The sequence below is a fragment of the Levilactobacillus acidifarinae DSM 19394 = JCM 15949 genome (assembly GCF_001434835.1).
Taxonomy (GTDB): Bacteria; Bacillota; Bacilli; order Lactobacillales; family Lactobacillaceae; genus Levilactobacillus; species Levilactobacillus acidifarinae.
Map to the genome: position 1 here is coordinate 392,800 of NZ_AZDV01000026.1, position 19,965 is coordinate 412,764.

23 protein-coding genes are annotated in these 19,965 nt (G+C 53.2%); 9 read left to right on the forward strand and 14 right to left on the reverse strand.

Annotated features, from left to right (window positions below):
• Positions 1-234 precede the first annotated feature (234 nt).
• From FD25_RS09595 to FD25_RS09610, 4 genes are all read right to left on the reverse strand, one after another.
• The gene (locus FD25_RS09595; RefSeq protein WP_057803662.1) at positions 235-690 is read right to left on the reverse strand and encodes an NUDIX domain-containing protein; all 456 of its coding nucleotides are present in this window, start codon (positions 688-690) and stop codon (positions 235-237) included.
• A gap of 36 nt (positions 691-726) precedes the next feature.
• The gene (gene msrA / locus FD25_RS09600; RefSeq protein ID WP_225428515.1) at positions 727-1,239 is read right to left on the reverse strand and encodes a peptide-methionine (S)-S-oxide reductase MsrA; all 513 of its coding nucleotides are present in this window, start codon (positions 1,237-1,239) and stop codon (positions 727-729) included.
• A gap of 7 nt (positions 1,240-1,246) precedes the next feature.
• Positions 1,247-1,714: a peptide-methionine (R)-S-oxide reductase MsrB gene (gene msrB, locus FD25_RS09605; RefSeq protein ID WP_057803664.1), complete on the reverse strand. Its 468-nt coding sequence runs from the start codon at positions 1,712-1,714 to the stop codon at positions 1,247-1,249.
• A gap of 138 nt (positions 1,715-1,852) precedes the next feature.
• Positions 1,853-2,425, reverse strand: coding sequence for a matrixin family metalloprotease (locus FD25_RS09610; protein ID WP_057803666.1), 573 nt, complete (start codon positions 2,423-2,425; stop codon positions 1,853-1,855).
• Between the two features lie 219 nt (positions 2,426-2,644).
• Here FD25_RS09610 and FD25_RS09615 point away from each other — a divergent pair, with 219 nt between their 5' ends.
• The 5 genes from FD25_RS09615 to FD25_RS14425 are packed head-to-tail and all read left to right on the forward strand — an operon-like array spanning position 2,645 to position 4,680.
• A complete protein-coding gene (locus tag FD25_RS09615) occupies positions 2,645-3,373 on the forward strand; it encodes a DUF2087 domain-containing protein (RefSeq protein ID WP_057803669.1) in 729 nt (242 codons plus the stop codon).
• 2 nt (positions 3,374-3,375) lie between these two features.
• Positions 3,376-3,618: a DUF2087 domain-containing protein gene (locus tag FD25_RS09620; RefSeq protein WP_057803670.1), complete on the forward strand. Its 243-nt coding sequence runs from the start codon at positions 3,376-3,378 to the stop codon at positions 3,616-3,618.
• Position 3,619: 1 nt separating this feature from the next.
• A complete protein-coding gene (locus tag FD25_RS09625) occupies positions 3,620-4,000 on the forward strand; it encodes a GIY-YIG nuclease family protein (RefSeq protein ID WP_057803672.1) in 381 nt (126 codons plus the stop codon).
• 12 nt (positions 4,001-4,012) lie between these two features.
• A complete protein-coding gene (locus tag FD25_RS09630; protein ID WP_263862321.1) occupies positions 4,013-4,510 on the forward strand; it encodes a CatA-like O-acetyltransferase in 498 nt (165 codons plus the stop codon).
• Between the two features lie 59 nt (positions 4,511-4,569).
• The gene (locus tag FD25_RS14425; protein WP_263862322.1) at positions 4,570-4,680 is read left to right on the forward strand and encodes a CatA-like O-acetyltransferase; all 111 of its coding nucleotides are present in this window, start codon (positions 4,570-4,572) and stop codon (positions 4,678-4,680) included.
• Between the two features lie 53 nt (positions 4,681-4,733).
• Here FD25_RS14425 and FD25_RS09635 read toward each other — a convergent pair whose 3' ends face one another.
• Complete coding sequence (locus FD25_RS09635) at positions 4,734-5,936, reverse strand: MFS transporter (protein ID WP_057803674.1); 1,203 nt, start codon at positions 5,934-5,936, stop codon at positions 4,734-4,736.
• Positions 5,937-5,964: 28 nt separating this feature from the next.
• Positions 5,965-7,200: an MFS transporter gene (locus tag FD25_RS09640; RefSeq protein WP_057803676.1), complete on the reverse strand. Its 1,236-nt coding sequence runs from the start codon at positions 7,198-7,200 to the stop codon at positions 5,965-5,967.
• A gap of 319 nt (positions 7,201-7,519) precedes the next feature.
• On the opposite strand from FD25_RS09640, the gene FD25_RS09645 reads away from it, so the two are divergent.
• Together FD25_RS09645 and FD25_RS09650 are read left to right on the forward strand one after the other, a co-directional pair.
• Positions 7,520-8,416 carry an AraC family transcriptional regulator gene (locus FD25_RS09645; RefSeq protein ID WP_146999883.1) on the forward strand — a complete coding sequence of 299 codons (897 nt, stop codon included), beginning with the start codon at positions 7,520-7,522 and terminating at the stop codon, positions 8,414-8,416.
• Between the two features lie 119 nt (positions 8,417-8,535).
• Entirely contained in the window at positions 8,536-9,321 is a 786-nt protein-coding gene (locus tag FD25_RS09650; protein ID WP_057803680.1) for an alpha/beta hydrolase family protein, read from the forward strand.
• A gap of 78 nt (positions 9,322-9,399) precedes the next feature.
• On the opposite strand, the gene FD25_RS09655 is transcribed toward FD25_RS09650, so the two are convergent.
• The 4 genes from FD25_RS09655 to FD25_RS09670 form a co-directional block, all read right to left on the reverse strand.
• The gene (locus tag FD25_RS09655) at positions 9,400-10,122 is read right to left on the reverse strand and encodes a WxL domain-containing protein (RefSeq protein ID WP_146999884.1); all 723 of its coding nucleotides are present in this window, start codon (positions 10,120-10,122) and stop codon (positions 9,400-9,402) included.
• A gap of 35 nt (positions 10,123-10,157) precedes the next feature.
• Complete coding sequence (locus tag FD25_RS09660; protein ID WP_146999885.1) at positions 10,158-11,207, reverse strand: DUF916 domain-containing protein; 1,050 nt, start codon at positions 11,205-11,207, stop codon at positions 10,158-10,160.
• 90 nt (positions 11,208-11,297) lie between these two features.
• On the reverse strand, positions 11,298-11,876 hold the full coding sequence (locus FD25_RS09665) for a WxL domain-containing protein (protein ID WP_083484137.1): 579 nt from the start codon (positions 11,874-11,876) through the stop codon (positions 11,298-11,300).
• Between the two features lie 383 nt (positions 11,877-12,259).
• Positions 12,260-13,303, reverse strand: a complete 1,044-nt coding sequence (locus tag FD25_RS09670; RefSeq protein WP_057803687.1) for a zinc-binding dehydrogenase — start codon at positions 13,301-13,303, stop codon at positions 12,260-12,262.
• A gap of 270 nt (positions 13,304-13,573) precedes the next feature.
• Between FD25_RS09670 and FD25_RS09675 the strand changes: the two genes are divergently transcribed.
• Positions 13,574-13,948 (forward strand): hypothetical protein, encoded by a 375-nt coding sequence (locus FD25_RS09675; protein WP_057803690.1) that lies wholly within the window; start codon positions 13,574-13,576, stop codon positions 13,946-13,948.
• Between the two features lie 119 nt (positions 13,949-14,067).
• On the forward strand, positions 14,068-14,916 hold the full coding sequence (locus FD25_RS09680) for an alpha/beta fold hydrolase (RefSeq protein ID WP_057803693.1): 849 nt from the start codon (positions 14,068-14,070) through the stop codon (positions 14,914-14,916).
• Between the two features lie 93 nt (positions 14,917-15,009).
• On the opposite strand, the gene FD25_RS09685 is transcribed toward FD25_RS09680, so the two are convergent.
• From FD25_RS09685 to parC, 4 genes are all read right to left on the reverse strand, one after another.
• Positions 15,010-15,267 carry a hypothetical protein gene (locus tag FD25_RS09685; protein WP_057803695.1) on the reverse strand — a complete coding sequence of 86 codons (258 nt, stop codon included), beginning with the start codon at positions 15,265-15,267 and terminating at the stop codon, positions 15,010-15,012.
• 160 nt (positions 15,268-15,427) lie between these two features.
• A complete protein-coding gene (locus FD25_RS09690) occupies positions 15,428-16,363 on the reverse strand; it encodes a manganese-dependent inorganic pyrophosphatase (RefSeq protein ID WP_057803697.1) in 936 nt (311 codons plus the stop codon).
• 38 nt (positions 16,364-16,401) lie between these two features.
• Positions 16,402-17,361 carry a LysR family transcriptional regulator gene (locus FD25_RS09695; protein ID WP_057803700.1) on the reverse strand — a complete coding sequence of 320 codons (960 nt, stop codon included), beginning with the start codon at positions 17,359-17,361 and terminating at the stop codon, positions 16,402-16,404.
• A 136-nt stretch (positions 17,362-17,497) separates the two neighbouring features.
• Positions 17,498-19,903 (reverse strand): DNA topoisomerase IV subunit A, encoded by a 2,406-nt coding sequence (gene parC / locus FD25_RS09700; RefSeq protein ID WP_057804316.1) that lies wholly within the window; start codon positions 19,901-19,903, stop codon positions 17,498-17,500.
• Positions 19,904-19,965 lie beyond the last annotated feature (62 nt).

Below are 19,965 nucleotides of genomic sequence, written 5' to 3' on the forward strand. Positions count from 1 at the left end.
ACGATTTTATCGAACTCACACAGCTAGTTGAGTTGATTCTTAAACGCCGACTGCAACTTAACTAGTAAATTCAGGACGCGTTTCCTAATCATCCCAACTAATCAGTTTAGTAACTACTAAGACCTCAACTTCAGATCCGCTCATTAAGACCAACGCGCCTGATTAGCATTTTAGGCACCGTTGACTAAAATGCTAATAAAAAAGCCGTGGTCAGCTCAACACTGGCCCACGGCTTTAACGTGACGCTTTAAAATCACTGAGTTCTAACTCGTTTAAAATCCGCCGGGTAATTGGCGTTAGGTCCGTTGGCAATTGCTGCCAATCAAATAAGCGAACCTCACTGGTTTCATTGCTAACTCTCGGTTGGCCAATAGCCTGTAGCGCGTACGTCGCCGTGACCGAGTCAATCTGATCACCGTTGGGATACTGATACTGCATGTGCGGTCCACTGGTTACGCCCAGCAATTTTGGTTGCTGACCAATCAGACCGGTTTCTTCACGTAGCTCCCGTTGAGCGGTCGTCGCCAGGCTCTCGTTGAGTTCCTTCGAACCGGCCGGCAAGCCCCAAAGCCCGTTATCGCGCCGTTTAACCAGTAATAATTGGCCCGTTTGGACCACGAGTGCCGCCTCGCCAACCACAATTAACGGGCGCGCGCCCACCGTTTGCCGCAAATCTAAGACGTACCCCATCTGCCATCACCATCCTTAAGTCTAGTGTAGCAGACTTTAATGCCAATTTTGCCGAATAAATGCCTCGCGACCACCCATTTCTTCAATCTGATAGCGCAGCGGATTGCGTCGGTAAAAGTCTTGGTGTTCGTCCTCCGCCGGGTAGAATGGTTGTGCCGCCTCAATCTGGGTCACGATGGGCGCGTCGAATTGGCCACTCGCCGCCAACCGGGTCTTAGAGGCTTCCGCCGCCTGGCGTTGGGCCGGACTGTTGACGTAGATCACCGGACGATAACTATCGCCACGGTCCTGAAATTGCCCACTTGCGTCGGTGGGATCGGTCTGGCGCCAGTAAATCTCCACCAATTGTGCGTAACTGATAATCTGCGGATTAAACGTCACTTTAACGGCCTCCGTATGGCCCGTGGTGTGCGTCGCTACCTGGGCGTACGTGGGATTGACCGTATGCCCACCGGTATAACCCGAAACGACCGACTCGATGCCGGGTTGGGTATCGAACGGTTTAACCATACACCAGAAACACCCACCAGCAAAAATAGCCGTTTCCACAGTTGTTTTAGTCACGGTGCGCACCTCCTTGGGTCGCAAAGAGTTGGGCAAAGTCGCCATACCCCGCGGTCGTTAGCTGATCCGCCGGGATAAACCGCAAGGCGGCCGAATTAATGCAGTAGCGTAAGCCCCCCTGAGCTGCCGGGCCATCGGTAAAGACGTGCCCCAGATGGGAGTTTGCCTCGCGACTAATAACCTCCTGGCGCACCATCCCAAACGAATGGTCCGTGTGCTCTACCACGTTTTGGGGGTCGATGGGTTGGGTAAAGGCCGGCCAACCACACCCCGAGTCATACTTCGCCGTCGAACTAAAGAGTGGTTGCCCGCTGACCACGTCGACATAGATACCGGGTTCGAAGAACTGATCGTATTTCCCCGTAAACGCGGGCTCGGTGGCCGCATGTTGGGTGACCGCGTATTCTTCGGTCGTCAACCGTTGTTTTAGGGCCGCCGTTGGTTTTACTTGTTTAGTCATTAGAATCCCCTCCTAATCAATTGCACACAACTAATTAGTGCTATTTCTAGTGTACGGCTTTGGCCCTAAATAGCAACTATTTGCACCGCCTGATTGCCGACTAAAAAATGCTCGGTCGTAAGACCAAGCATTTTTTAGCTAATCGGATTCCCCAGCTGGGGTGTGATAACGTTCTTCTACGCCCAAAACATCCACCTTTTGGATTCCGACGGACCGGTCACGGTAATACATGACACTGTCCTTAGACGGGTTATGATTTAAGCCCATCGCGTGGCCCAACTCGTGTTCGGCCACGTGTTCGTCATCCGCACGCGAATAACCAAAGGCGTGCATGAGTTCGGGGTTCAGCGTACTGGTGACCGTCGTTAAATCGTTATTCTTCGCCCAGTACTGCGTTACCCCAACGTTGTCACCCATCATGGCGGCCTGTTGGCGAGAATCTGTGTCTAGTTTGATTTGCGCGTGGCGTTTCGTCCCGGCTTCGAATTTAAACGCCCCGGTCTGATTCCAAGCTTGAATAGCCTCCTGCCAAATTCTGCGGTAATAAGCGGACTTCGTGGTAATCACGTAGGTGGCGTGATCGTGAGCAAATCGTTGGGCACCAAATGGTGTGACGGTCGCGGCCGCAGCACTGGTTACGCTAGGTCCGCCCCATAATCCTAATGACACAACAAAGACAGCTAAAGTTTTTAGCCAAGTCATCTTACGCATGACAACTCCCTCTTTCGTGCAAGGGGTTCTCCTGCGGCTACCATCACCCCCCATTGTAGCCGGTATTCCGAACGAGTAAATTTGGAATCGTGTTCATTTGGAACAACGGAAACGTCATGCACACAACCAAAAGTGTTGATTATTTTCGTCAACGTCGACAAAAGTGTTGACAGATATAATCAACAACTGTAAACTCAGTTCCATTGGGAGGGATGTCTCATGGATTTAACCAAACTGACCTTAACGGATTTACAACACGGCTGGACGCTGGTTGACCGGCAGCCGACGTGTCTGTACTGCGGGAAAAACTGGCCGGAAAACACCGCTCCGGCGACGTTGCAAGCCCATTTAGCCCAGGTTCACGGCGGGGCGATTGCGGCATTGATTGATCTAGATAGCCGGTATAATACCCTGACCGCCAAGCAACGCGACCTGTTAAAGGCGTTTGCTACGGGCATTAAAGACCGCGATTTAGCGGAACAGACCGGGGTGACCGCCGCCACCATTCGTCACCAAAAATTCACGTTTCGGGAGAAGGCCAAGCAAGCCAAGCTGTACCTGGCGACCTACCAGGCCGTTTTCGCCCAAGAAGATCCCCATGAGCGATTACTAGACGTCCCGCAGCATCCCCGCGACCCCGACGATCGGTGGTTGATCACCGAAGACGAAGCCGCCAAAACCCTACAGCGCTACTTTGACTTTACCCATGACCCGGTCCAGCTCAAACGCTGGCCCAAAAAACAAAAAGCCGTCATCGTCGTTTTAACCCGGATTATCGCCGAAATTCCGACTCACCAGCAGTTTACCGAACCCCAGATCAACGCCTACCTCCGGCCCATCTATTTTGATTACACCATGGTGCGGCGCTTCCTGATCGAATATCACTTTTTACAACGCACACCGGACGGTACCGCGTATTGGCGGACCGTTCCCAACCGAAAGGATTAATCATGACCGACTTACATTTAACCCGCTTACCCCGTAAGCAAAAACGCCTGCTCGCCACGCTGGAACGCGTTATGGGCACCATCCCTGGGGACCAACGCTTCACCGAGCCCCAAATCAACGACTATCTGCGTCCCATTTACGCCGACTACGCGATGCTACGGCGACTCCTGATCGACTATCACTTTTTAGCCCGGACACCGGACGGCACCGCCTACTGGCGCGTTGCCCCAGAAAGGACCGTTTAACATGAACGACCAACAGAAACAAAAGTTACGGGCCGCATACAAGTTTGCGCCGACTTATTACGGTGTCATCCAGATTGAAAACACCCGCAACCACAAAATATTCATCGATACCGTTGCGAACCTCCACAACCGTTGGGGCTACTATCAACTGAACCTTAACCAGAACTTTTATCACGGGACGCCGTTACAAGCCGATTGGTTAAAGGATGGTGCCGACGCATTTACCTACACGGTGCTCTGGAAGGCCGATGCGGCCGACGTGGTGAACATGCGCCAAACGTTAAAGACGTTACAGGACAAATGGCTCCGTAAGCTGACTCCGTTTGACGACAAGGGCTATAATCACCGGCCCTTACGGTGGGCGTACGACGACCAAGACTAGGAGGAAAAAACCATGCCAACCCTAAACACACACTTTACCCCGATTGAAATGGCCACTTGGCCCCGCCGAGAATACTTCTACTACTTTACGAAGCTGGCGCCCATGGGCTTTACCGTGACCGTCACCCTGGACATTACCGCCACGTTAGCCTGGAGTCGGACCCACCACGTGAAATTTAACGCCGTCTACCTCTACCTGGTCAGCCGGGTGCTCACCCAGCATCCGGAGTTCCGGGTGGTCCGTGAGCCCGAATCCGAACAACTGGTCACCTACGACGTCTTGCATCCCTCGTACACCGTGATCCACCCCGACCACACGATTTCAAACTTATGGACGGCCTATGATCCGGACTTCGCCACCTTCTACCAGAATTACCTGACCGATCTTAAACAGTACGGTGACATCCCCGGGCCAATGCCTAAGGCGCCACAGTCTCCGAACCTCTTTACCATCGGGAGCTTGCCCTGGTTAGACTTTACCAGCTACACCCCCTACCCTTTACGCCCCTGACCACCTATACGCCCGTTTTTCAGGCGGGTAAGTTTACTGATCACGGTGGTCAGACCACGTTGCCGTTATCACTAACCGTCCACCACGCCGTGAGTGATGGTTACCAGGCCAGTGCCCTGTTAAACGAGTTACAAACGGCTTTTCAGCAACCCGCAACCAATTTAGCGTAATTAAAAGCGCGTGACTTCCCCTGTTAGAGCAGAGTAAGCCACGCGCTTTTGAGTTATTTTGAGACGACCGTTCGCACGGTCACCGGACCAAAGAGTTTGTGGTACCGCACCGTGATGAGGGTCGCGGCGATGACCCCCATGAAGGCCAATCCCACATCCAGTAGCATGACGTTGGCGAGATTGGTCGCCAGCGCTCCGGCAATCAAATTAACGGTAAAGCTGGCCACGGAGGCCGCGGTCGTGACAATTCCGGTGACGGTCCCTTTCCCGTTCGGAAAGAAACTCGCCATGACCGTTAGTCCAATCTGAACCACGCCACCGGCGGCCGAAAAACCGATGACAAAGGCCATTAGGGTACTGATCACTGGGGTGGGAAAGAGGTAGAGCACCAAAAGGGAACTAAAGGACATCACCGTGTAGACGATTAAGAATTGAATATCACGGACGCCCCGGTGAGCCAGCCAAATGGTTAAAAAGACACAGGTTAAGGACCCCACACTATAATCGCTAATTAAGGCCCGAGCGCTGCCGTCACTCAAGCCTACAACGTCTTGACCGTACTTGGTCAACCAAATACTAGCGAGTAGGAAGACCCCGTTAGCGGCGTAAGCAAAGACGGCAAATAACGTGCCATCCACCCACAACTTACCGACGGTGGGCTGGGGCCCAACTGCCGCAGTTGTTTTTCGCGTTGATTTAGCGGGGAACCGGGAAAACCGCCACAAAAAGAGCGTATCTCCAATTAGAATTCCGAGACAGAGTAGAAACGACCAGCCGTACCACCAATGTCGGGCGACCAAGAGGCTAATGATTAACGGTAACGTAAACTGGCCGATTGACGTAAAGGCCTTCAGGGTCACGTTGGCGGTCGATTGATGGTCCGGAAACATCTCCATTAAGGCCGGATAGGTCCCCGCATCTAAGGAAGCCCCACCCACCCCTAACAACGTGGCTAAGATAATGGCTCCCGTCAAAGAATGGCACACCAGTGCGCCCCCGAAGAAAACGATCAGTAACCCAGCGCCCAGTAAAATGAACAATCGCCGTCCCAAACGATCGGACAGGATGCCCGAGGCTAACGAAACTAGCATGCGGCCCAGCCCGACGGCCGAGATGACGACCGCCACTCCGCCCAGGGTCGTTTGCCACTGCCGAGCCAGGACGTCCATGTTCTGCGGCAGGATGATAATTGACATCCCCACGATTAAGTAATTAAGGTACATGCCCAGGCTGGTGGGTAAGTAGTGATTTTCCATGTAAACGCCCTCCCGACGTGTCGGTGACTTAATTGGTTTCTTTAGATAAAGTTGGTGTCGTGACCGTCTTAGTCCCCTTAGGCGTGCGGCCAAAGAGCTTATAGTACCGGTAGACGATGACACTGGCCACTACGAACCCGATAAAGGCCAGCCCAACGTCCAGTAAGATGACGTTGGCGATGTTGGCGGCAAGCATGGCCCCTAATAGGGGCACGACAAACCCCGAAATCGAGGCGGCGGTCTGCGAGACCCCCGTGACGGTACCCTTACCGTTCGGGAAGAAGCTGGCCATGATGGTTAACCCGATTTGCATGACTCCCCCCGCGGCGGAGAAACCGACCACGAAGGCCATGATCGAGCAAACCCAGGCAATCGGGAAGAGGTACATGATCAATAGCGAAATGAAGGACAGTAACATGTACACGAACAGGAACTGAATATCCTGCACGCCCTTGTGGGATAAGTAGATGGTCAGTAATACACAGGTAATGGACCCGACGCTGTAGTAGCTGACCAGGGCCCGGGAGCTCACGTCGCCCATCTTGACGATCGACTCGCCGTACTTGGTGATCCAGGTACTGACCCGTAAGAAGATCCCCTGCGCTAAGAAACTGAAAATGGTAAAGAGGGTCCCGTCAATCCACACGTTGCCCTTGACCGGAGCGGCCGGCGTGGCCTTAGTTGTCGTGGGCTGAGCCACCTGCCGGGCGGGGAAACGAGAGAAAACCAGGAGGAAGATCACGTTTAGGACTAAGATGACGCTACAGAGCATAAACGACCAGCCGTACCACAGCCCGTTCGCGACAATTAAGCTAATAATCAGGGGCAGGATGAACTGTCCGGCCGACACGAACGCTTTAATGGTCACGTTCGCCGCCCCCTTATGCTGCGGGTACATTTCCATTAAGGCCGGATAGGTCCCCGCATCGATAAACGAATTGGCAATCCCCACCAGAACCCCAAAGATGGTGGCGACTAGCAGTGAGCGACTCATTAAGATGCCGACAAAAAATAAAATATACGTCAACGCGCCCATAACCGCGAAGGGTTTCCGCCCCAATTTGTCGGAAAGCATCCCCGAGACCAACATCACGACTAGCCGGCCAATGCCGACGGCTGCGATCACCACCGAGACACTGGCAATGTTGGTATGCCACTGATTGGCTAACGTATCCATGTTTTGTGGCAAAATTAAGATGGCCATTCCGATGATCAAGTAGTTCATGTAGAGACTAATACTAGTGGGCACATAGTTTTTCTTCATTTTTTTCACCTTCGGATTACCTGGTCGAAGCGCGCAAAAAAACCATAGCCTTCGTTTCCGACCAAGTAAATTGACTTTAGCGTGACGCACCAGTCGTTTAGCCGTGAGCACGTCACGAAAAAGCAACCAGGGTGTAAGCTAGATGGCAGATTTACTCATTATCTTTGTAAGAAACAAACTATGGGATTTAATAATATGTTAACTAATTCACTACCGAGTCTATCACATGTAACCGCTTTATCAAATAGAATTTATCGTAAAATCAATAGATGTTCTCTATCAATTTAACTATTGCTTTTTAAAACTGACCTGTAGTACCGTGAAGACGAAGGAAGGTGACGAGATGGCCTCCACCCATCAATTTGTTTACACCACCCAAAAATTACCGGTACTTTTTATTATTCATCCCGCGTTAAAAACCGTCACGGTACGGCCCCACTGGCACGAAGACGTCGAATTAAACTACACGTTAAGCGACACGATCGACGACTTTACCATTGAAAACGAGCATTTTACCACCGCCCCGGGGCGCATTCTTTTGGTAAACTCCGAGCAGGTGCATAGTGTCCGCTCCACCCAATCAAACGCCGATGGTCATCAGCCGGCCGCGTTAACCCTGGTCTTTCCCCTAAAGTTTCTGCGGACCTGTTACCCCGCGATTGAACAAATCTATTTTGACGTCAACCACCCGGAGGACTTTTCAGTTTCCCAACGGGCAGCCTATCAACGTCTCCGGTCCCTGCTTCACCAAATCATGGCTCAATTCAACCGGGAACAAAACGACCTCACGATTTTAAAAATTCGCACCTTATTAATGTTAATCGTAACGATTCTGATTGAGGACTTCTCCCGGCCCAAGGTCTTCGCCCTCCCCCTTAATCAGGAGAAGCAAACCCGGCTAACCACCATCACGACCTACCTGCAACAGCACGCTCAGGAGCCGCTGAAGGTAGCGGATATCGCGGCCAGCGTGCACCTGTCACCGGAATACCTAATTCGCTTCTTTAAGAGCAACCTGGGGACCACACCCTACCAGTATTTGGCCTACATTCGCTGCCAAAAGGCTCAGGTCCAACTCCGTCAAAGTGAAGACAGCTTAACGGTCATTGCCCTGCGGACGGGCTTTGGGAGCTTACGGTCCATAAACCGGACGTTCGAGAAATTCACCCACACCACGGCCAAAAACTGGCGGGCCCAGAATCGGGCTGGTCAATAATCGCCTAATAGTCGTCAATTATTAGCCCGAAAACGGTTCTAAACGATGCTAAACTGGGTTGTGGGATGTAATAACTGTTTTCTAATTCAATTATGTTGACCATAAAAGAGGACGGAAATATGACAGAAAAAAACATTGAAGTACAACGGGACAACCTAACCATTCGGGGAACGTTAACCATCCCCGACGACGTTGCGACCTACGACCTGGCGATTCTCATGCACGGATTTACGTCTGACCGGGGATTGAACCCGGAACACATTTTGTACCGCCTCAGTGAAAAATTGGTGGCCCATCACGTGGCAACGTTACGGTTTGACTTTAACGGCCTGGGTAAAAGTGATGGCGACTTTCAACACATGACCGTGGTCAACGAGATTGCCGACGCAGAAGCCATCTTAGACTACGCCCGGCAATTACCCGCGGTAAGACACATTTATCTCATGGGCCACTCCCAAGGTGGGGTCGTAGCCAGTATGTTAGCCGGGCTCTACCCGGAATTTATCAGTCACCTGGTCTTAATGGCCCCGGCGGCGACGCTGAAAAGTGATGCGCTTAAGGGAATTCTCCAGGGCGCCCATTACGATCCGCAGCACGTTCCCGACGTCGTGCCAATTTCTCTGGGCGATCATTTACGGGTCGGGGGCGCCTATATCCGCTCGGCTCAGGTGCTGCCCATCTACGAAGTGGCCCAACGCTATACCGGCCCCGTCTGCATTATTCACGGGGACCAGGACCACGTGGTCGACTTACAGGCCTCCAAACGGTATCAGGCCGTCTACGCCCAAGCCCAACTTCACGTCTTGAAGGATGCGGATCACGGGTTTCACGGCGCTTCACGCGAAGCGGTGACCGACTTGGCCGTTCAGGCGGTCACCAGCCCAGCGGCAGTCAAATCAGTTTAACTACCACTGGGTTAAAAACGCCCAGATAACGTCGCTTTGACTGTAAAGCAACGTTATCTGGGCGTTTTTAATTTGGAGTCAGGTTTGCGGGCCAGCGGTTAACGTGTAATATAACGACGCTTGATAAGTTCCCGCATACACCGCTGAGGGTAATGTTAACGTTGAATCTTTCAAGTCTGTAGTATGGCTCCCCGGCCCGGTCGTCATAGAAAATAAGACGTTTTTTTCGCCTGCTGTTAGTACTGGGGCCTTGGCCGATTGGTCTGTACGGAGCTGCAATTTTGCCCCGGTAAGAATGTGCCCCTGCTGACTTTTAAAGGCTCCGAGCTGAACGCTTACGACCCAGGTCGCTTGAGTCGTGGTCGTGATGGTTAACTGCGAAGACACCCCGTTGGTTAACCGTTGAGTGGTCGCTGCCGGTCCCGATACAAATTTTAAATCTGGAGCCGTAATGGCATTGCTTGGTTCCTGTGATGGCTGACTGGCGTTCCCCGTTGAGGCGGCCTGTTGCGCATCCTCATTTTTAGCAGCTTCCAAGACGGCATCTAGTTCTTCCTGGCTTTTGGCCCGATGTGCCTGATCCTCATATTTTTTACGTGACTTTTGATCTAAATGCGTCAGGTGATTTAATCCCGATAATAAATCGTTCCAAAGATGTGACAAAATTCCCCGTGACTGGGCGACTTGTGCTGCTACGACTGGCTCTGGGGTTGGTATCCAGCTTCCCAACCCCGCCACACAAAGGCCAACATAGAGGAGTCGGTGAGTCCCCTTCCACCGGCCAGGCCCGATTATCCGCATGGTTCATCCCTCCCTTTTGGTTATTTTTCCTGGAGTCATTTCCGAGATGCGAGGTGGCGGCGGAACCGATAGAATTCGAGTCCCCCCACGCCAATGAGCATTCCGGCTAAAACCATGGTCGTCACCAACCACCAATTGGTTGGCTTGGAAGGCGCTACCACCGCATGCCGGCTCACGCTATTGGCTTGCTGTTTAGTCACCGTTACGGGAAGACTGATGGGATAATCAAATCCCCCCCGGGTCGCCAGGTGCCCGGCTAATGTATAACGACCAGCGGGTAATTGGTGCGTGGCTAAATCTAAGTTAAGGTTAAAGGTGTCCTGGGGGGCAAATAGTAAAGAAGATAGGTTGACCTTCGCCACCGCCTTACCGGCATCGTTAACGACCCGGGCCGCTAATTTTCCTTGTGAAACTAACGCTGGGGTTCGATTGGCCACTCGCATGACGATTTGTGGTTGTGCGTGAATTAACCGGTATTGGGCCGTCTGAAAGGTGACCTGGGACCGGTTGAGCCGACGTGGTTGGTGATTATAAGTTCTAAGGGCCACCACGTATTCGGTTGCCGCCACGATTCCCGTGCCCTTCAAGTGAGTGGTCGGCCTTTCCCGTTGACCAACGGTAAACCCGCCGAGTAGGATTCCGGCAAAGGCCTTGGTAGGCGCCTTAAATGTAAAGTGAACCGTTTGCGTCTGCCCGGGAGAGACCTGCACGGTTTGCCCGCGACTGGGCTGAAAAAGGGCCGTTGTTTGGGCCGGTAACGCGGGATTGTGATTATCGTGACCGTAGTCTAAGTACCCGTTCGTATTGGTCGAGGCCAGTCGCGGCGTCACGTGGTACACCTGAGCGTGCGCTGACTGATTCGTAACCTTCAACTGGAGCGTGCGGTGCTGGCCGGGATGGCTAGCAAAGTCAAAGTACGAGGCCGATTGGCGGTTATCCTGTGGTAGGACTGGTGAAACGGTAAACGCACCGTTAGTGGTCGGCCCCGTTGCGGCCCGCACCGTTGTGTTGGGGAGTAGTCCAACTCCTAGCGCGCCCATTAGGCTCAGCATCAGTAAGTAGGGACGCCATTTTTTGAGTAACAAGATAATCACTCCTTTCTTAATCAGCGAAAAACCTCCTTAGTCATCAAACCAAAGAGGCTTTCACTCGTTTCACCTAACCGGTTGGGCGAATTAGCTTTGCGGCCCGGTCGTTAACGTATAGGTCAACTGAGCGGTATACGTCCCCGCGTAGGTGACCTTAGGCAGAGTTAACGTGGTCTTAGCTAGTGAGGTGGCCACATCCCCCATCCCGGTGTCTTTTGCGGCACTGAGTAAGGGGGCTGCCGACCCACCAGCTATGAGGTTAGTCGAACTAAGCTTAACTGGGTCCGAACCGGTCGTGCTGTCCGGCGCGAAATTAAGGGTTGCCTCCTCTAACGTACGCTTATTTGAATCAGTCGAGGTAAACGTCCCTAATTGGGCGCTGACATACCAAGGCTCTCCGGTCCCTAACTGGTTAGAGATTCCCAAAGTGGTTGCGTTATTGCTGTTTAGCCCAACCGTCTGTGAGGCCGCGGAGACTTTTGGGTTGTTAAAGGTAAAAGACGGTGTCTGTGCTTTACCGTCCTTACTTTGAAAGACTAATTGTCCCTTATCGACTTCGACACTAGCCGTCTGGTTGGCCGTTGCTGCCGCGTGAGCGACCACTGACGTCATTGGTAGTAAGAGTCCTAACGTACAGATGGCTAAAACTATTGGTTTATGAGTCATTATTTTCCATTAAATCGTTCTGTTAATGCTGGTCCAGATCACCGAGAACGATTTTCCTCCTGTTTTTAGATTTAAGTTTGATCATACCGGACCTTTTAACTCCCAATTAGCCGATTTCACCCGCCTTCAATTAAATCTACCTAATCCAACGATTCGTGAGGATTCACCTGTACTGTCGGTAAATCCACCTACAGTTTACAAAAAAATAGCCGCTCATTGGGCGGCTTTACAGAGGTTATACGAACAACATCGAATCTTTACAGGATTATTTACTATTTAATCAATTAATCGTGCTCATAAACAAATTAATTATAAACTAAAAAATCCCCCATCACGTTTGACGAGAGATTTTTAACCGTTAGCTAGTTAGCAATGAGTAATTCTTAGTCACTGACCACAACAAACGACTTAATCGCCTCGCGCTTAGCCATGGCTTGGTAAGCGTCGTCGATCTGATCCAACGTGAAGCTCTTAGTGAAGACCTTCCCGGGATTGATTTGACCATCTAAAACGGCCTTGAGTAACCGTTGCTTATCGTAGGTCGTCACGGAAGCGGGACCGCCGGCTAAGCTAAAGTTATTGTAGAACGGGGCGGTAACGTCCATCTTGGTGGTGTGTGGTAAGCCGACCCGACCAATCACAGCGCCCGGACGACCAACCTGCATCGCCGTTTCGGTCGAGAGTTCCGTCCCGACACATTCGAGCACGGCATCGGCGCCGGCACCGTTGGTCAACGCCATGATTTGCTTAACGGCGTCGTCACCTCTATCGGCCACGTTATCAGTTGCGCCAAATTCCTTGGCCAGCGCTTGTCGGTCGGCGTGGCGGCTAGTTGAGATGATTTGCTTGGCCCCCATCATTTTAGCGGCAATGATGGCACACTGTCCCACGGCACCGTCACCCAAGACGACCACCGTGTCCCCGGCTTTAACGTGCGCGACTCGGGCGGCGTGGTACCCGGTCGCCATGACGTCGGCTAAGGTCAACAGGGACTTCAACATGCCTTCGCTATAGTCGCTAGGCTGGCCGGGAATCTTAACCAGGGCCCATTGCCCGTGTTGGAACCGGACGTATTCGGCCTGGTTACCGTCACTGAAGTTATCCGTGTGGGATTGGCAAACCCCGTCGAAGCCCGCTAAGCAGGCCGGACAGTGGCCACAGCCGTGGGTAAACGGAGCAATGACAAAGTCACCGGGCTTGACCGTGGTGATATCATCGCCGACCGCATCCACGATTCCGATCGATTCGTGACCGGAATTTTCGGAGTTGGCGGCCTTATCGTCTAAGCCCCGGTAAGCCCAGAGGTCGGACCCACAGACACAGGCGCGCACGACGCGAATAATCACGTCGTCGGGTTGTTGGACCTTAGGTTTTTCAATCTCGTTAACGACCATTTGACCGGCTTTTGCAAAAACAGCTGCTTTCATCAAAAAATCCTCCCTTTAGGTTCATTACTTCAATTATACGGGCACGGGGCCCGCTAAGGTAAATGCCTGTTAAACATGTTGGTATGCTAAATGAACATACCAGACACCGTTTATTATAGTCGACGGCGCACTAAAAGTCCGTGAAAAGGCCTTCAATTCCGCTGGGATGAACGCGCTTAGATTCGGCCAAGCACACTAAGAATGACTTATTCCCGATAATTGAGCACTAGGCGTGTATACTAAAGTCAGATTATGGGGGAGGAAAATCAGATGCAACTAAAACTTATGTTAGCGGGCCTGGAAATTCTGGGCGGCTTACTCGGGGTAACTAGCACCGCCACAACCACGACCGCTCAAGCCGCGACTTGGCACACCGGAACGCCCACGAAAGCCCGGGGTACGTGGCGGTACCAGCAGGGGCGTAAGCGTTATACCGTCCGGATTAAAAAAACTGGCTTACGGTTCGTCAATAACGGTCGGGTTAATGCTCAGGGGAAGGCCGCGCGCTACAAATACTTAGGCGATCAGACCTATACGGTCAAAGAACGCACCGCTCACACCAAAAAAGTCCGACAAACGACCTTCAAACTTAAGGGTGGCGCACTCTACGTCTTAGGACGTAAATACCACCGAATCACCACCTAATGTTCAGCGGGGCCCCTTAACGGCGCCGCTGTTTTGATTTCCCACCGTAGCTTGGTGCTAACAAATAATCGGGTTACAATGGACAACGAGTTTTTAATTTAGAAAGAAGGTTTGTTCACATGACTACCATGGTCCCCTTGGGTCACCGCCTGACCTACGCTCACGAAGGCCTGATCCTCCCCGTCTACCGGCACGGACCGGCCACGGGCGAAACGGTCATACTCCTCCACGGCTTCCCTGAAACGGCAGCCAGTTGGAACGCCGTGGTTGCGCGACTCACCGCAGCCGGCTACCAGACCTGGGTCCCCGTCATGCGCGGGTACGCCCCCACCGCCATTCCGGCGGGCCGGCGCGCGTATACCACGGCTCATTTGGTGGGCGATCTAATCGCCCTCATCACGCAATTTCATTTAACCCGCGTGCACGTGGTGGGCCACGACTGGGGCGGCTTTTTAGCGTGGAAACTCGCCCAGCTGGCCCCCGCTAAGCTCCGCTCGTTAACCGTACTTGCCACCCCCCACCCATTGGCTTTAGTGTGGGCGTACCGGCATTCGACCCAACTCTTGAGCAGTGCCTACATCGGCGCCTTTCAGGTACCGCGAGTGGGCGACTGGTTGGCTTACCGGTTATTGCCGCACCAGCTCCGGTCATCGGGGTTAAGCGCGGCCGCCACCGCCGCGCTACTGGCCGCCTTTCCCACTCCCCAGAGTCTGTGCGGCCCCGTGAACTGGTACCGTGGGATGCTGGTGTCCCACCAACCGGCGGTTCCCGATCCACTGATCCACGTACCGACCACCTACGTTTGGGGCCAACACGATCCGTTCTTAGGCGCGGCAGCAGCCCGGAAAACCGCCGACTTCGTGACCGCCGACTACCGGTTCGTGGTGCTCAACACCGCTCATTGGTTACCGGAAGAACGGCCAATCGCGACTAGTGCGGCCATCCTAGACCGCTTACAGCGGGGCTAAGCCCCAGACTAAAAGGGTCACCCGACGACTAGTCATTAGCCGTTAGGGTGACCCTTTTGAGTTAATCAGCCGTCGCAAGGTTGGCTTAACTCGTTAATTGGTGGCCTGGTGGCGAAAGAAGTCTTGAATCTGCGCCAAGAACTGGCGTTCAAACGGGACGGTGTAGTGCTGCTCGCGCACGATTTGGCGGGCCGCAGCGTTGGTCGCGACCTCCCCGTACACGAAATCGGCATCGCCTTGCGCGTTACGCGGTCGTTCGATTCGGGCCACCTGCTGCCCATCCCGGCGGTCGACGGGGACAAAATAATCGGCGCCGGCATGGTTTTCAACCAGGTAAATCATAACTGGCATGCTCCCAGCTCCTCCCTAATTCTTCTGGCCGGGTCTCTAGTAGACCATATCTGGCCCCAGGAGGCGACTCTGAAGGGGATGCCAGATTAGCCACTTTCATAACCAACTAAAAAACGCCTACCGGTCAAATTCCGGTAGACGCTACTTTAGTTACTTAGATTTAGCCTTCGAAAGCGGCGGTCAATGGTGGCACCACTTGCTTCTTCCGGGAAACGACACCAGGCAAGCTGGCGCGGTTTTGCGCTAATTTAACGTTAAAGGCCTTTTCCACGGCGGCCCGGGTCTCATCGTCACCCACGACGATAAGTTCGGAGTCACTAGTCAAGACGTTGGTCGCTAAGGCGATGAACAGATCATAACCCTTGTCGGCGTTTTCGGCGGCCATGGCCTTTTCCAAGCCAGCTTGACGGTCCAAGACGTCCTTTAAGTCGACCGTGTTGATTTGGTCGATCCGAATGCTCTTGCCGGCCATGTCGAAGGACTTGGCGTCGGCGTCGATCAGTTCTTGGTCACTCTTAGCGGCCAGGTTGGTGCCGGCCTTAAGCATGGCGATGCCGTAGCTTTGCACGTCGATGTCGGCGATTTCGGCCAATTCACGCACAGCTTCGCGGTCCACGTCCGTGGTGGTTGGCGACTTCAAGAGTAACGTATCCGAGATGATGGCGGATAACATTAAGCCCGCTAACTTCGCTGGGATTTCGATCTTAGCTTCGTTGAACATTTCCACTAAGATCGTGCTGCAGCAGCCGACGGGTTCGGCCCGGTAGTATAACGGAGCGGCCGTTTCGAAGTTGCCAATCTTGTGGTGGTCCACAACGGCGTCGATGGTGACCTGATCCCGGTCAGCGACACTTTGTTGCGCTTCGTTGTGGTCGACCAACATCACGTGGTCGGTTTCGTTAGCCACGGTCTTGACCACCCGGGGTGCCGGTTCGTCAAAATGGGCCAACACGTAGTTGGTTTCCATGTTGGGATCGCCTAAAGCGACGGCTTCTGCGTCGATACCCTTTTGGTTTTGGTAGTACGCAAACGCCTTAGCGGCAACGATGGCATCCGTATCCGGATTTTGGTGACCAAAAATCAATACTTTACTCATGGATAAAAACTCCTTTAACGAGATAGTTTGAGTGATGCTTAGTTGTTACGCAACTGTTTAAGCCGCGAAATGTAGTCGTCGGTATGCAAGTACCGGTCGAACTGCGCCAAGAAATGGCTGATTCGCGGGATCTCCGCCTTACCCTTGCGGAAGACAAAGGCTAAATCAAAGCGGATATTGGGGTCAAAATGGGCCGTCCAGGTGGTCGGCAAGGCATCCTGCCCAATCATGAAGGAATTCGGTAACGCCGTGGACGCCTGGGTCTGCATCGAAAAGTGCAGCAGCTGCGTCGGCGTGGTGAAGTTGGCCACACTCTTGGGGAAATCGGCCAATTGGTTTTTGTAGGCCTCGTGGAGCGTCTGGTTGAGGTAATACCCCTCCGGATACATGACCCACGCCCCGTTGGTGGTGTCCTTAAACTTCACCCGGCGTTTCTTGGCCAACTGCTCGTCGTGGTGGATGAACAACAGGTCGTCGGAAATAATCTTCTTGGACTCATAGGGCTTCCAGTTCTTGATCGAATCGTCTGGCAAATACATGATGGCCAGATCAATGCGGTTATTTTCCAACTGCTCCCAAATTTCCTTACGCGTTAACATGTGAAAAGAAATTCGAATGTCCGGGTTGTTCTGGTAGGACAGAATCGCAAAGTCTTCGAACACCGCATCTTCGATCGACGCCAGTAACCCGATGTTGATTTCGCCCTGGGTCGCGCTGGTGGCTTGTTGAATCTCGTCGGTGGCTTGGTTTAAGATCCCGTAGATCTTATGGGTCGCCGCTAACATGGTATAGCCGGCATCGGACAACCGCAGTTTCTTCCCGACCGAATAAAAGAGCGGGGCCCCCACCGTGCGCTCCAGCTTCTTAATCTGTTGGGTCAAGGCGGGTTGGGTAATCCCCAAAATCTGTGCCGCCTGCGTATAATTCATGGTCTCAGCCAACTGTAAAAAATACGTTAAGGTTTTGGAAGAAAAAATACTTTCCTGTTTCGTCTTCATCGCTTTTACTCCTTACGACTGGGGTGGCGAGCAACCTCGGAGCACTTGCCAGTCTAATGGTAACCATTAATCTTAATGATAGCCTGGTTCCCGTGAAAGCGCAAATAATTCTGCTTATAAATCCATTTATTATGACTTAATTCAGGACCAATTCCGTAGGCTTCAGGCGCAATTGCACCGGCGTCCCTTCGACGTCCGTATCGACCACGAACGATCCGTTGGAGTACCGCCCACTTAGGGGATGCTCAGTTGGAAGGACGTCGTGGGTCCGCTCGCGGCTGGTGATGATCTCTAAGGCCGGGTTATTGCTAGGAATTACCAAGAAGTCCACGACGCGGTGCGGTTCGCGTTTCAATTCGTGCAAGATGAGCACGCCGCGCCGGGCCCGACTGGTGACGGACAGTTCCTTCATCGCGAGGCGCTTGAAGGCGCCCCGTTGAGTGATCAAGGCAATGGTATCGCGATCGGTGACCAGGGCCAGGTTGACCACTTCATCGTCGTCACGTAAGTCCATAGCCCGCACCCCGGTAGTCCGGGCCCCGTTGACCGAGACCTCATCAATGGCGTAGCGCAGGGCGTAACCGTTCTTAGAAACCAGCAAGACGCCCCGTTCGTCGTCAGGATTATCCAGGTAGTTGACCGCAACGACCCGCGCGTCGGGATGCTTGAGCTTCTCGTAAACGGCGGCCCGTTTCTTATAGGTTCGGCCCGGCGTTAACGTTTCAAAGGCAGTTTGTTTGATGTACCCGTCGCTAGTGGCAATCAAGAAGTGCCCCGGTTCCTTCAGACTCTTAAAGGCAAAGGTCGCCACGATTTCCTCGTCGGGGGCCAATCCAATGGCCTGACTGATGTGTTCGCCAGTTTCTTTCCATTTTACGTCGGCAATCTCGTGGACCGGCCGGTAGATCAGATTGCCCTTATTGGTGAACATCATCAGGTGCGCTAAGGTGCTGAGCTTCTCCATGAAAATCGGATAATCCTCATCCTTCAAACCGTTTTCGGCCGCATCCGAAGCCGTATACGACCGAATGCTCGAACGCTTCAGGTAACCGTCGTGACTGACCATCACCACGACCTCTTCGTCGGCGACCGTGACTTCCGTCTTGATCTTTAGGTCTTCGATTTGGTCTTCGATGCTGGTCCGGCGAGGGTTCCGGTAGGCCTTAGCTACGGCCTTAAGTTCCTTACGCAGCACGGCATTTAAGGCTTTAGGATCGGCCAAAATCTTGTGATCGGTTTCAATTGCGGCGGCCAATTTAGCGGCCTCGGCTTCTAACTGGGTCACGTCGGTGTTGGTCAAGCGGTACAGCTGTAAAGCCACGATGGCGTCGGCCTGCTTTTCGGTAAAGTCGTAGGCCGCCACCAGGTTATCGCGCGCGTCCTTCCGGTTCTTCGACGCCCGAATGGTCTTGATGACCTGATCTAAAATCGACAAGGCTTTGATCAGCCCACTAACGATCTGCTGACGATCTAACGCCTTTTGCAGGTCGTACTTGGTCCGCCGGGTGATCACGTGTTGTTGGTGTTCCAGGTAGGCGGACAGAATGGTCTTTAACCCGACGTGTTCGGGCCGTTGGTGGTTAATGGCCACCATGTTGAAGTTGTAGGTCACCTGCAACTCGGTATTCTTAAACAGGTAGTTTAAGATGCCCTGGGCGTCGGCGTCACGTTTGAGTTCAATGGCGATCCGTAACCCATCGCGGTCGGTTTCGTCGCGCACTTCGGCCAAGCCTTCGACCTTTTTCCCCAGTCGGATTTCGTCAATTTTCTTGACCAGTTGGGCCTTGTTGACCTCGTAGGGAATTTCGGTCACGGTAATCTGACTCTTGTTGCCCCGTAACGGTTCGATGGCCGTCTTGGAGCGGACCACGATGCGGCCACGACCGGTCTCGTAAGCCTTGACGATGCCGTCTTTTCCTTGGATGATCCCCCCGGTCGGAAAGTCGGGGCCCTGAACGAATTCCATCAAATCGGCCAAGGTGGCCTTCGGGTGACTCAACAGGTAAACGCACGCGTCGATGGTTTCGCCCAAGTTGTGCGGCGGAATCTCCGTGGCGTAACCAGCCGAGATCCCGGTCGACCCGTTGACCAGTAAGTTCGGGAACCGGGCCGGTAAAACGGTCGGTTCGTATTCCGTGTCGTCGAAGTTGAGGACCATGTCGACGGTATCCTTATCGATATCACGTAACATTTCACCCGACAATTTACTGAGCCGGGCTTCGGTGTACCGCATCGCGGCCGCCGGGTCCCCGTCCATCGACCCGTTATTCCCGTGCATCTCGACTAACGGTTCGCGGACCTTCCAGTCCTGACTCATCCGGGTCAAGGCCTCGTAGATCGAGCTGTCCCCGTGGGGGTGAAAGTTCCCCATGACGTTGCCGACCGACTTGGCCGACTTACGAAATCCTTTATCGTAGGTGTTGCCATCCTTGTTCATGGCAAACAAGATACGACGCTGAACGGGCTTTAACCCGTCGCGAATATCCGGTAAAGCCCGCTCTTGGATGATGGATTTGGAGTAGCGGCCGAAGCGGTCACCCATGACCTCTTCCAACGTTAGTTCTTGAATCTTTTGTCCTTCACTCACGACTGATTGCTCCTTTC